This is a genomic window from Mesobacillus sp. (assembly GCF_049588175.1).
Classification (GTDB): Bacteria; Bacillota; Bacilli; order Bacillales; family Cytobacillaceae; genus Mesobacillus.
Window position 1 is genome coordinate 1 of the sequence record NZ_JBAVFI010000034.1, and the last position, 12403, is coordinate 12403.

11 protein-coding genes and 1 pseudogene are annotated in these 12403 nt (G+C 43.4%); 5 read left to right on the forward strand and 7 right to left on the reverse strand.

Annotation, left to right across the window (positions count from 1 at the left end; translation table 11 throughout):
• The first annotated feature begins 175 nt into the window (after positions 1–175).
• The gene (locus tag WB217_RS00705) at positions 176–727 is read left to right on the forward strand and encodes an ECF transporter S component (protein WP_423989696.1); all 552 of its coding nucleotides are present in this window, start codon (positions 176–178) and stop codon (positions 725–727) included.
• Between the two features lie 153 nt (positions 728–880).
• Here WB217_RS00705 and WB217_RS00710 read toward each other — a convergent pair whose 3' ends face one another.
• On the reverse strand, positions 881–2380 hold the full coding sequence (locus tag WB217_RS00710; protein ID WP_423989698.1) for a malate:quinone oxidoreductase: 1500 nt from the start codon (positions 2378–2380) through the stop codon (positions 881–883).
• Between the two features lie 556 nt (positions 2381–2936).
• Between WB217_RS00710 and WB217_RS00715 the strand changes: the two genes are divergently transcribed.
• The 4 genes and pseudogenes from WB217_RS00715 to WB217_RS00730 form a co-directional block, all read left to right on the forward strand.
• Positions 2937–3374 (forward strand): LytTR family DNA-binding domain-containing protein, encoded by a 438-nt coding sequence (locus WB217_RS00715; protein WP_423989700.1) that lies wholly within the window; start codon positions 2937–2939, stop codon positions 3372–3374.
• Positions 3375–3389: 15 nt separating this feature from the next.
• A complete protein-coding gene (locus tag WB217_RS00720; RefSeq protein WP_423989702.1) occupies positions 3390–3812 on the forward strand; it encodes a DUF3021 family protein in 423 nt (140 codons plus the stop codon).
• Positions 3813–4000: 188 nt separating this feature from the next.
• Positions 4001–5299: an alpha/beta hydrolase family protein gene (locus WB217_RS00725; RefSeq protein ID WP_423989704.1), complete on the forward strand. Its 1299-nt coding sequence runs from the start codon at positions 4001–4003 to the stop codon at positions 5297–5299.
• A gap of 109 nt (positions 5300–5408) precedes the next feature.
• A pseudogene (locus tag WB217_RS00730) lies at positions 5409–5601 on the forward strand (phage tail protein); the annotation flags it as partial.
• Positions 5602–5761: 160 nt separating this feature from the next.
• Here WB217_RS00730 and WB217_RS00735 read toward each other — a convergent pair.
• From WB217_RS00735 to nirB, 6 genes are all read right to left on the reverse strand, one after another.
• Positions 5762–7009 (reverse strand): TerD family protein, encoded by a 1248-nt coding sequence (locus WB217_RS00735; RefSeq protein WP_423989706.1) that lies wholly within the window; start codon positions 7007–7009, stop codon positions 5762–5764.
• Positions 7010–7396: 387 nt separating this feature from the next.
• Positions 7397–8008: an NAD(P)-binding protein gene (locus tag WB217_RS00740; protein WP_423989708.1), complete on the reverse strand. Its 612-nt coding sequence runs from the start codon at positions 8006–8008 to the stop codon at positions 7397–7399.
• Positions 8009–8022: 14 nt separating this feature from the next.
• Positions 8023–8766 carry a sirohydrochlorin chelatase gene (locus WB217_RS00745; RefSeq protein ID WP_423989710.1) on the reverse strand — a complete coding sequence of 248 codons (744 nt, stop codon included), beginning with the start codon at positions 8764–8766 and terminating at the stop codon, positions 8023–8025.
• 19 nt (positions 8767–8785) lie between these two features.
• A complete protein-coding gene (gene cobA / locus WB217_RS00750; RefSeq protein WP_423989712.1) occupies positions 8786–10243 on the reverse strand; it encodes a uroporphyrinogen-III C-methyltransferase in 1458 nt (485 codons plus the stop codon).
• Positions 10244–10285: 42 nt separating this feature from the next.
• Positions 10286–10606, reverse strand: coding sequence for a nitrite reductase small subunit NirD (gene nirD / locus WB217_RS00755; RefSeq protein WP_423989714.1), 321 nt, complete (start codon positions 10604–10606; stop codon positions 10286–10288).
• Positions 10607–10619: 13 nt separating this feature from the next.
• The coding region (nirB, locus tag WB217_RS00760; RefSeq protein ID WP_423989716.1) for a nitrite reductase large subunit NirB at positions 10620–12403 on the reverse strand (1784 nt) is incomplete at its 5' end.

Sequence of the window (12403 nt, forward strand, 5' to 3'; positions counted from 1 at the left end):
ATTATTGGCATGGCAGGGACGGCTTCAAACGTAATTGGAGATGTGGTTGGGGCTGCAGTTGTCGATCAGTCAGAAAAGAAGTATGAAAGCGAAGCACAAGTACTAAGCTGAACGAAAATGTTCATTAATCAGTCTATAATTATGGTAATATAAAAAAAAAGAAAGAGGTTTGTATATGAATCAAACATTCGCCAAGACACAAACGACTAAAACACAAACATTAGTCATCAATGCACTTTTCATCGCATTGACTCTTGCTGCCACAATGTTCATTAACTTAAGGCTCCCATTAATGGGCAACGGAGGCCTGATCCATTTAGGTAACGTCCCTCTTTTTATCGCAGCCCTTGTATACGGCAGGAAAACAGGAGCCATTGCAGGCGCCTTTGGAATGGGCTTGTTCGATGTCCTCTCAGGTTGGGCACTGTGGGCGCCATTTACTTTCGTCATCGTAGGCGCAATGGGCTTTACAGCCGGCCTTATATCTGAGAAGGTACCAGGCAATAGAGTGGTTGTAAACACACTGGCAGTTGCCGTTGCACTTCTTATTAAAATTGTTGGCTACTATTTTACTGAAGTAATTCTCTATGGTAACTGGATCCAGCCATTCGGATCCGTGCCCGGCAACGTTATGCAGGTCGTAATCGCCGGTATCATTGTCATCCCGCTTGTAGGACGCTTTAAAAGAATTGCTGGACAGTTTGATAAAAGACAACCTCTTAATTAAACAGGGGTATTGTACCTTATAGAGTAGGCACTTTGAAAAAAGGTCTATTTTATAGGGTGCTTTTTGTATCAGGAGTTAAATATCCCTGCCAATCTAACTGGTAAAATGAAAAAAGAACCTTCAATCCAAAGATGGATCAAAGGTTCTAATGAATTAACTATACGCCATTTCTTTTCCATTAAGTCCAAGCGTCTCCGCAGTTGAAGCATGGATTTCCTGGAAAAGCTCTGGGTTGTCCACAAGTGACACGCCATAAGAAGGAATCATTTCTTGAATTTTCGATTTCCACTCAAACATTTGTTCAGGGAAGCATTTTTCTAATACCTCAAGCATAACGTGAACCGCAGTAGATGCACCTGGAGAAGCGCCAAGCAATGCGGCTACCGAGCCATCAGCGGCACTCACAACCTCCGTACCAAATTGAAGGGTTCCTTTACCAGCATCAGTATCTTTGATAACTTGTACACGTTGTCCGGCTACTACAATTTCCCAATCCTCGTTTTTGGCGTTAGGAATAAACTCGCGTAATTCTTCCATTCGCTTTTCATGCGATAACATAACTTGTTCAATCAGGTATTTTGTCAACGCCATTTCTTTGACGCCAGCCGCCAGCATAGTGATGACATTATTCGGTTTTACAGACCCGATCAAATCCAAATTTGAACCCGTTTTTAAGAACTTTGGTGTGAAGCCAGCAAATGGTCCAAACAGCAATGCTTTTTTGTTGTCGATAAATCTTGTATCAAGATGCGGTACCGACATTGGAGGAGCTCCTACCTTCGCTTTACCATATACTTTTGCATGATGCTGCGCTACGACCTCCGGATTCTTACATACCATAAATAGACCGCTGACTGGGAATCCGCCAATATGTTTAGACTCAGGAATACCGGTCTTTTGCAGTAAAGGCAAGCTCCCGCCTCCACCGCCGATAAAGACGAACTTTGCTGTATGATGTTCGGTTATACCGCTTTCTAGATTTTGCACTTTCAGTTCCCATGAGCCGTCGCTCGTACGTTTAATATCCTTAACACTATGCTTATAGTTTATCTCAACATTTTTACTTTTTAAATGGTCAAACAACATGCGTGATAAAGCGCCGAAGTTAACATCCGTTCCAGAATCGATTTTCGTTGCCGCAATCGGTTCATTCGATGTACGGCCCTCCATGATAAGCGGAATCCATTCCTTCAGTTTTTCAGGGTCCTCGGAATATTCCATCCCTTGAAACAGGGGAATATTTGAAAGCGCTTTAAAACGATTTTTCAAAAACGTTACATTTTTTTCCCCTTCAACTAAACTCATATGAGGGATTGGCATGATAAAGTCTTGCGGATTACGAATTAGATTACTCTTTACAAGATAAGACCAAAACTGTCTTGAAAGCTGGAACTGTTCATTAACATTTATTGCTTTGCTAATATCAATGGATCCGTCTGGTTTTTCGTTTGTGTAGTTAAGCTCGCACAGTGCCGCATGCCCCGTACCTGCATTGTTCCATTCATTAGAGCTTTCTTCGCCTGCGTTTGCGAGTTTCTCAAACACTTTAATTTCCCATTCCGGTGCTAATTCTTTTAATAATGATCCCAAAGTCGCGCTCATGACTCCGGCACCAATTAAGATAACGTCTGTTTTTTTCTGAATGCTGCTCATTATAACCTTCCTCATCCCCTATATTTGAAAAAAGGAGTAGGCACTCCCGCTCAGGTGTTGTCGAAAGCAAAGGGTGCTACTTAGGCACAAAACATTTCCGTCACAAATAAAAACCATACAATATCTATTATAATGATTGATATATTGAAATATCTACTATTATCTGATAATTATAGACTATTTTAGAAAATAAAAAAAGTGAGAAGCGCTGTCACGGAAGCAGAGGGACGCTTCTTTTGCTTCCCATAATCCAACTAAATTACCGGAAACATTGGATTCGTCCCTATGCTTCATCGATTTTAATACCAATTTTAACCACATGTTCCGTTTTTTAAACAGAAGCGCAGGGACGTTCCTTTTGCTTCCTATTGCAAGGGACGTACTTTCCTTTGCTTCCATCAACCTTAACAAACTAGCTGAAGCAGGAGATACGTCCCCGTGAAGAAAGAGGTTTTTTCATTCAAGAAGGCGAATAAAAGTATTTAGATTTACTTAAGTGGAAGCAAGATTGTAAAAGAAGCACAGGATACGTCCCCGTGCACAAGCAGGTGTTGATATGAAAATTTATATTGAAGAAATAAATAAAGAACTGGCGGAAGAAATCCTCATCAGGTGTCATGAGGTGGATGAGGAAATAAATGAAATCGTAAACAGGCTGGAAACTAAGCCTCTTATCATTCTTGGATATCAAAATGATAAAGTTCACCGCATCAGACTTAGTGATATCTATTATTTCGAGGCGGTGGATGGTAAGGTTTTTAGTTATTGCAAGGACAGTGTATTTGAGGTGAAACAAAAGCTGTATGAGTTAGAGGAGTTATGCATAGGAACAAACTGTTTTCGTGCATCCAAATCAACTATTTTAAACATCGGTAAACTTTCCTCTATTTATCCGACCATAAGCGGCCGATTCGAAGCAGTGCTTGATAACGGGGAACGTGCTGTCATATCAAGGCAGTATGTGCCTACCCTTAAAAATATGCTTGGAATGTAAATGGAGGGATAAATTATGAAGCTATCACAATTCGCACAAAAAATGATGAAGGATTTTTTAATCATCTTTGCTTCCATCATCATCATTATTACTCTTTTGCGGCAAATGTATGACCCCAATCTGGCATTTGATTTGAAGTCGATTTACATTCTCATGGCCTTTTCATTCATAAGTGCTGTTACCGGATTCATTTTGTATTCTCCTAATGATATGAGCGAGAAGGAAATACGCCTGAGAATCGCCATTCATTTTTTCGCTTTGGAGATATTACTGATTTTCCTCGCCAGTGTTTTTGAGATTGTGAACAGTGCAGCAGATGGAATCATTCTTGCCCTGCAAATTGCTGTAATCTACATAGTCGTCCGCCTGCTATCATGGCGTAATGATCAAAGAGAAGCTCAACAAATCAACGAAAGGCTAAATGCATTAAGGAAATAACTAGTCATAAATATCCTGCGGCAGTGGTGTTGCACAGGGTTATTTTGCGGCAGGCTTGGTAAGCCTACCGCCTTTTTTGCATCTTATTGGCCTATGGATACAACTTACCGAATTTCTATATACTTCCTTTTGTCTGTTTATTATGATGAGTCCATAATAAATTAATCGAAAGCGAAGGTGTAACTTCCATGGCAACATTATTATTATTGCTTGCTTTGATTTTTGAAATAGCTTTTACAGTCTACAGTATCGTTACGAAAGAAACCCACAAAAAATTAAAGAGTTGGATTCGAATCGGTATCTTAGCAGTCTTTGTCATTCTCACCCTTTCCCAGATTATTGAGTGGAGCTTCCGCTGGGTAATGCTTGCCGCATTTCTTTTTATCCTAGCCTTAAAGAGCGCGGTTTCTCTCATTCGTAAAAAAACTCCACATTACAAAACTTCATCTGTTGTGTGGAAATCGACTTTCATACTTTTCGCCTTGGTGTTCACAGCAGCACCGGCCATTGTTTTCCCGCAGCATAAAGCACCAAAAGTGACAGGGGACTATGCTGTCTCAACCGCTACCTACACTTACGTTGACAAAAAACGGATTGAGGAATTTACCGACACGGGGGCCAACAGATTCGTAAATGTGGAATTCTGGTATCCTGAAAATGCGGATGGATCATACCCACTATTGGTGTTTTCACATGGAGCTTCAGGTATAAAAACAAGCAATGCCTCTACGTATAATGAGCTAGCCAGCCACGGTTATGTAGTTGCTTCAATCGATCATCCATATCACTCCTTTTACACTTCTTCAGAAGATGGAACGAAGACCATGATCAACTCAGATTATAATCTTGAAGTAAGCAATGCCAATAAGGAAGGCGTGTACAGTAAGGAAGAAACTTATGGACTTATTCAAAAATGGATGAAGCAGCGGACAGACGATATGAACTTTGTCATTGATACGATCCTTGCGAAAACGAAAACGGACAATGACTTTGTTTATCAGCATATCGATACCGACAAAATTGGTGTATTCGGACATTCAATGGGCGGCGCGGCCAGTGTCTGGCTGGGCAGAGAGCGTGATGATATCCGTGCAGTAGTAAATATTGATGCCCCGTTCTTTAGTGATCTTGTTTATAAAAAAGAAATTGATGATTACGTGGCAAAAAGCGAGGCCTTCTCGACCCCGCTGCTTAACATTTATTCGGACGATGTTTGGAATCAGCTCGACAGCAACTCCACTTATGTAGCGAACAAACTCGATAATGAACAATTCAATGACGCCTTCACTGTTCATTTTAAAGGTGCAAAGCATTTAAGCCTGACCGACCTGCCGCTTTTCTCTCCAATCCTTGCTAATATCCTGCAAGGCGGAAAAGCCGATATCGATAAATACTACAGCATCGAAACAGAAAATAAACTCATCCTTCAATTTTTCGACTATGAACTAAAAGGCATTGGTCAGTTCACTCCTGAAAAAACATATTAAAGCAAAGGGACGTACCCTTTGCTCCCACTAAGTTAATGGAAGCATAAGATACGTCCCCATGCTTATGGCATTTCCCTGACCTTGATATTCCTGCCTAGAAAAAGAATCTTATGAGGATGGGCTTGGCGTCAACGTCATGTATACGGTTGATGATCCTAAAAAGCGGGCAGTTGGTTTTAAGGTTCCTGAGGGGATGGAGGTTCCTAAGGAGTTAGAAGGAAAGTGTAAGTTTGCTATGAGAAAGTCTAAACTGGCTGGAACCATTCGGGGCTCGTTTTTTTGTGATTAAAGGGGAATATTGAGCAAGACAAAACAGCACCCCTAGATCAAATTGGAGGGTGCTATTAGTTTTTTTATCCAACTAGTAAAACCGATCAATTAGGTCCCGTACTCCAGGATAAAAAGGTAAGCTAGACATGCCCTATAACGATTAAAAATCTGCTGTCTAGCTTTTTTATTAGACTACTTGTAATCATTTTTTGGTCCTTTATCCATTATAACTTCTACCATATTTGAAGAACCCATTCTAAGTATAGGTCTATTCTCTGAGTTAGGTTTACTATAGAGCTCCAATGGACTAATAATAACTCCATCTTGCGTATTATGAAGTATTCCTGGCACACAAGAATAGATTCTGTCATTATTATTTGCATTCTTAGCATTTATGGTAACAGAAGTTCCACTATGATTATCAATACTCATGGACACCTTATATCTGTAGAATGAGCCTGTTCCATTTGACTGTGCAGAATAAACCACAGGAACAACTGCGATAATATCATCATTTAACCTTAATTTAATTACTTCTGTCTTAGTTGATCGACTATCTCTCCTAACATCCCCCATATGTTCCACTGCTCCGTTGCCAAAACTCCTGAGGGGAGGTGTTCCTTCCGCCCCAAACATGGCTACATCTACCTGCCTGCCATCTTTTGTATATACTAAAGCATATATATCATAATCTGTCCCAGTCTTCCAAGATACCGTAGCAGTAATTTCAGGTGTTTTTTCAATGATAACTGGCTTTTTACCTTTGTCGAGACTTATCTTACCCTTTACTTTTTCCAGGCTTATCGTTGAAAACGTATTTTGTCTATTTTTATTATCAGGAACGGTTAGAGTCTTATCAGGTTCTTTTATAGTTTGTTTTTGAATAGTTTTAGGTTCAGAAGGCTTGCTCTGCTCATCAGATTCAACCTCAACACCGTAATTTTTACATAACCCTTCAAGCCCAGAATCAAAGCCGCGCCAGATTGATTTTGCCTTTATCTGGTCATTCCGCAGATATAATTCTAATACTACGATTCCATTTTCATTTGTGAAACTAGTTGGGGTTAACTGGATTATAGTATTATCGGTACATACCTCTGCCTTTAAATTCTTTACATTTGAAAATCCCGTGCTATTATCCTCTGTAAGAGTTATAGCTATTTTAGTAATACCTTCAGGGACTTTACTCATGTCAAAATTAATTTTATGTACTTTTTTATTACCTACTTTCTCAGATGGAATCAGGGTAGCTACACCAGAAGGGCTATTTGGTTGATTATAGAATATAATCCCGCTATCTCCTTGTACCTTGTCTGAATTAGTTAAAAGGAAAGCTGTTAAGGAGATATCTATTGAATTAGATATTTCGTAACTGACAGTAACATTCCCTTTTGGAGAACTTAAAACTGTATTTGCTCCCATCTGAAGAAATTGATTCATTTAATCCATTCCCTTCTCTATTTAAAAGTCCATTTTAAGGTTCAACACGGTCAAATTAATCATATATTCTAGTGGCTGATCCTGAAGCATAATGGTTTTTACCCCCTTTTTTTAACTGCCACTCTAGGATTCATGTAGTAATTTCGACTTTACGCTTAAATTCCCTTCTTTTTTACATTTTCCATAGAAATCATTTACTGATCTTTGGAGCAAAAAGGCTCCTCATTTCCTTATGATACAGCTCCCTCTTGAACCAAAATGAAGCTTAAAGAGAATAGAGGAGAATAATTCTTTTAAAGCGGCAGTATTCACTTATTAATGATAATGTTATGTCTCCTAGTAACCTATCAATAAACAATAAAAAAGTGAAGAAGATACAAGTCTTCCTCACTTACTGGCTTCTTTTAACATCTTTGCAAACTTTTCCTTACGCTCCTTGTCATTGAGGAAACTTCCCTCTGTGATGGCTGCAAGCAGCTGTTTTTTCTTTGTCTCATCATTAACTTCAGCCAGAATGGCCTTCCTGCAGAAAAAGAGGAACTCCATATAGGCTTCATACCGTTCATCAAAGGTTTCTTCCAGCTGGCTGCGGATTTTTTTGGCAAGGATGGGGCTTGCTCCGGACGTCGAAACAGCGATAGACAGCTTACCTCTTTTTAACAAAGAAGGCACTTGAAAGTCTGATAATGCCGGATCGTCCGCAATATTGACAAGCTGGCCAGGTGCTGCTTTGTCTTTTACTGCGAGATTCACTTCCCTGCTGTCTGTCGCAGCGAAAATCAGGAACGCTTCCTTAAGATCCTCTGGGGAAAAAGTTTTTTTAAGCCAGGACAAACTCCCATCCTCGGCCAACTTCATCAAGCCATCCGTAAGCATCGGGCTTATCACTGTCACATCGGCACCTTCTTCAAGCAGACCTGCTGCTTTGCGCTCGGCGACCTTGCCACCGCCTATTACGACCGCTTTTCGGCCCCTCAACTCCAGGTTGATCGCATACACTCTGTTTCATCCTTTCAAAAGCTCACTGCGTCCTCCGCTTTTTTTACCAGTAAAGCTTGCAGCCTGTCATCAAAGCCGACTGGTTCACAAACAACTACTTCCTGTTGGGAGGAAAGCCTTGAGAATTCCTTCGTTCTTTCCTTCATTTTAACAGCAAAGCCTCCCGTGAACAGCAGATAAGGCAGCAAGTAAATAGTACGGAGGGAACTGTTCATCAGCTCAGAAACTTTTTCCGCATAAAATGGAGGAGTTGTTATATAGGCAGTATGGATGACTGAAGCCATTTTGTCCTGCAGCTTCACCGGCAGTTGTTCAAACTCCGCAGCTGCTAGCGGATCTCTGCTGCCGTGGCCAACAAGCAGGATACCTTCCTCAAGGCTGCCAGTAAATCCTTTCTCCCGCAAGCGATCCTCAATAATTTTCACCATGATGCTGTTGATGCCAATCGGTTCTCCATATAGAATGTCCACGTCCCGATGCTTTTCTTTTACCGTTTCAAGAATTTCTGGTATATCAACATTCACATGGATCCCGGGAAGCAATAATACGGGGATAACAGTAATTTCGCTGGCCCCTCTCCAAATGCAGCTTTCCACAGCCTCCATCACGGAAGGTTTTGCATTTTCGAGGAATCCATAAGCTATCACCTGCATGGGAGTCTTTGCCATGACCTCTTCTATAAAAGAAATAAACTGTTTGTTCCCTTCATCAGACCTGCTGCCATGGCCGATATATACAGCTGCTTTCATCTTATCCATCCTTTCTGCCGTACGCTGATTATGCCAGCAATTCCTGTTCTTTTTTCGCCAGGTGCTCAATCACTGCTTCATTCGCAGGTGCTTTGACGACAGTATCCACATGGATACCCAATGAATCAGCTATCCTTGCTGTCCGTTCACCCATGCAGACAACTTCAGCTGTGTTCAGCAGTTGCTGCGGGACCCGTTCTTTTAGCAAACCTTCCGCAACAAGTTTCTTCGCTGCCCTGCTGCTCGGAAGGATCACTGTATTGATTGACGCTTCTTCCATCATCCGGTTAAAAATTGCGGTGTACTGTTCGTCGACAACCATTTTCGAAGTGAGGAACTTTTCAGCATCCTCGTAAAAAACTGAGCATTCACTATCGCCGACAATCAACAGCTTGCCGCTTCGTGGCATGCTTTCCTCCAATTCAGCGAACAGGCCTTTTCCATTCAGGGCACGGATTGATTTTACCGAACTTCCGAACAGGTTAGCCTTGACCTTCCGGATGTCGACTCCCTCGTTGAATAGAGTGCCAAAAAAGTCGTCGACACTATCAGGTGAAGTGAACAGGATCTGCTCATATTCCGAAACCGAACGAATCACCTGCATATCAGCAAGCACCCTGATTTTCTTCCATTTCGGAAATTCAATTACATCCGCCCCCTGTTCCGTCAGCTCCATCGCAAGCCTGCTCGCGGAAGTACCTGTCCTTGCAAGCAAAATCTGTTTGCCGAACAGCGGTTTCTTCTCGAACCAGTTCAATTTGCTGCGAAGAGAAACGATGTCGCCGACAAGGGTGATCGCAGGGTTTGTGAAATTTTCTACTCTCGCTTTTTCCGCGATATCAGCCAGGGTCCCTTCAAGGGTCTTCTGTCTGGAAAATGTTCCCCATTGGATAAGAATGACCGGTGTTTCCGCTGGTTTGCCGTGCATGACCAAATTGCTGCAGATGAATGGCAGGTTGGATATCCCCATGTAAAAGGCGATGGTGTCAACACCTGAAGCAAGCCCCTGCCAATCAAGCTTAGGCTGGCCATCCGCCGATTTGTCATGAGCTGTGACAACCGCAAAAGACTCCCCGAACTCCCGGTGGGTAACCGGTATACCGGCATACAGAGAAGCTGCAATTCCTGAAGTGATGCCAGGCACAATTTCATAGGAAAGGCCTTGTTCAGCAAGCGCTTCGGCTTCTTCGCCGACCCGTCCGAATACTCCCGGATCGCCGCCTTTTAGCCGGACAATGGTTTTCCCTTCAAGCACTTTGGTGACGAGGAGGTCATTGATCATTTCCTGGCGAAGGACATGACGGTCAGGAAGCTTGCCGCAATAGATCAGCTCGCATTCTTCCTGAGCAAATTCAAGCAGCTTAGGATTGGCAAGGCGGTCGTATAAAATCACTTCCGCTTTCCTGATGGCCTCCATTCCTTTTACAGTGATCAATTGAACATCTCCAGGCCCTGCTCCGACTAAAAATGCTTTTCCTTTTTTCATTGTGCTGACATCCTTTCAAACGGAGAGGGAGCTCCCTCACCGTTAAATGATTAAATAAACGTCCCCATCACTGACTTCAATTTGATAAGTTTTGACTTTGCCTTTGTCAGGAGCTTGAACTTTCCCGTCTTCAAGAGAGATTTTAAGGTCGTAAACGGGACAGTAGATGTACGGACCGCTGACAAGCGCTGCGGTGAGCGTCCCGCCTTTTCGGTGAGGGCTGTGATTTTCGACGGCCTTCACCTCACCGTTCGTCAAACGGAACAGAATGATTTCCTCCTCATTGACAGCGACTGTCTGTCCTGCCCGTTCAGGCAGGGAGTGATAATCCGCAACCTTGATCTTCACCATGGTTTTCTCCATCTTCTTTCGCCTCCTATTCAACTGTCACTTTTCTTGTCTGGTAGTATTTATCTTTGATTTCCGCTTTCTCGATTGCTTCTTGCCATGGCTCAATGTATCTTTCGAGCGTCTTATCCAGCCTTGCACTCAGCTCATTCCTTGTTTTGGCGTCTTCCAGGACCGCTTTGATGTGTTCAAGTCCCATCCGTTCCAGCCATGGAGCTGTCCTTTCAAGGTAGGCCGCACTCTCACGATAATATTGGAGGTAAGCACCAGTGATCTCGATTGCTTCTTCCCCCGTTTTGACGGTCATCAGCAGGTCCGCTGCCCTCAGGTCAGTACCGCCATTGCCGCCGACATAGATTTCCCAGCCGCCGTCGACTCCTACAAAGCCGATATCCTTGATGCCTGATTCCGCGCAATTCCGCGGGCATGCGGACACGCCCATTTTCACTTTGTGCGGCGTATCAAGTCGTTCGAATTTTTTCTCTAGTTCGATGCCGAGTCCCATTGAATCCTGGGTGCCATAGCGGCAGAACTTTGCTCCGACACAGGTTTTGACGGTACGGAGTGTTTTTCCGTATGCATAGCCTGAAGGCATTCCAAGTTCTTCCCACATCGCCGGCAGGTCTTCTTTTTTCACTCCAAAAAGTCCGATCCGCTGCCCGCCAGTCAATTTGACGAGCGGAACATCGTATTTTTCCGCAACCTCTGCGATTTTTTTCAGGTCTGCTGCAGTTGTAACTCCTCCATACATCCTTGGCACCACTGAATAGGTACCATCCTTCTGAATGTTGGCGTGCATCTTTTCATTGACCAGCCTTGAGTCGCGCTCATCCTTATAGCCATCGAAATGGACCATTCCGAGGTAGTAGTTGATCGCCGGGCGGCATTTGGAGCAGCCTTCTTCCTGCTTCCAACCAAGGACATTCATGACTTCTCTGACATTTGTCAGCCCTTTCGCCTTTATTTCCGCCACTACTTCGTCCCTGCTCATCGTTGTACAGCCGCAAATGGCTGCTTTTTTAGCTGAAGTATCATATTGGTCGCCAATCGTATGGGCAAGAATATCAGAGATCAAGGATTTACAGCGTCCGCATGAACGTCCGGCGTTCGTGCAGGCTCCGACTTCATCGACTGTTGTAAGTTCGTTTGTGCGTATCGCTTCAACGATTGTTCCTTTTGAGACACCATTGCAGCCACACACCAGTTCATCGTCTGCCATCGCCGCCACATCGCTGGCATCCCCGTCGCCGCAGCAGCCTCTCGCTTCAAGGATGGACACGCTCGTCATGCCGCTGACGTCTTCTTTTTTGGTCAGCATCCTAAACAGTCGATTGCTGTCCTTCGTATCCCCGTACAGGACGATGCCGGCAATTCGGTTGTCGCGAATAACAATTTTCTTGTAGACCCCGTCAAATTCGTTATGGACCTTGATTGATTTTGTTCCCGGATCATCGCCAATTTCTCCTGCGGAGAATAGGTCGCAGCCTGAAACCTTCAGCTGGGTGCCGCAAATGGTACCTTCATATGGAGCGGTTTCCACTCCAGCAAGATTCGCCGCCAGTACCTTTCCCTGTTCGTATAATGGCGCAACAAGGCCATAGACGATTTCTCTATGTTCTGCGCATTCTCCAACAGCATAAATATTGTGGAAGTCTGTTTCCATATAATCATTGACAACAATCCCGCGATTCACGTAAATTCCGCTGTCCTTGGCAAGCTGCACATTTGGGCGGATGCCCACGGCCATGACAACAAGATCGGCTGCCACTTCGGAGCCATCCGCGAACCGGAGCCCTGTCACCCGTTCATCGC

Excerpts from the sequence above, each read along its gene's own strand:
- WB217_RS00705 (WP_423989696.1), top strand. The coding sequence starts at position 176 with ATGAATCAAACATTCGCCAAGACACAAACGACTAAAACACAAACATTA.
- WB217_RS00710 (WP_423989698.1), bottom strand. The coding sequence starts at position 2,380 with ATGAGCAGCATTCAGAAAAAAACAGACGTTATCTTAATTGGTGCCGGA.
- WB217_RS00715 (WP_423989700.1), top strand. The coding sequence starts at position 2,937 with ATGAAAATTTATATTGAAGAAATAAATAAAGAACTGGCGGAAGAAATC.
- WB217_RS00720 (WP_423989702.1), top strand. The coding sequence starts at position 3,390 with ATGAAGCTATCACAATTCGCACAAAAAATGATGAAGGATTTTTTAATC.
- WB217_RS00725 (WP_423989704.1), top strand. The coding sequence starts at position 4,001 with ATGGCAACATTATTATTATTGCTTGCTTTGATTTTTGAAATAGCTTTT.
- WB217_RS00735 (WP_423989706.1), bottom strand. The coding sequence starts at position 7,009 with ATGAATCAATTTCTTCAGATGGGAGCAAATACAGTTTTAAGTTCTCCA.
- WB217_RS00745 (WP_423989710.1), bottom strand. The coding sequence starts at position 8,766 with ATGGATAAGATGAAAGCAGCTGTATATATCGGCCATGGCAGCAGGTCT.
- cobA (WP_423989712.1), bottom strand. The coding sequence starts at position 10,243 with ATGAAAAAAGGAAAAGCATTTTTAGTCGGAGCAGGGCCTGGAGATGTT.
- nirD (WP_423989714.1), bottom strand. The coding sequence starts at position 10,606 with ATGGAGAAAACCATGGTGAAGATCAAGGTTGCGGATTATCACTCCCTG.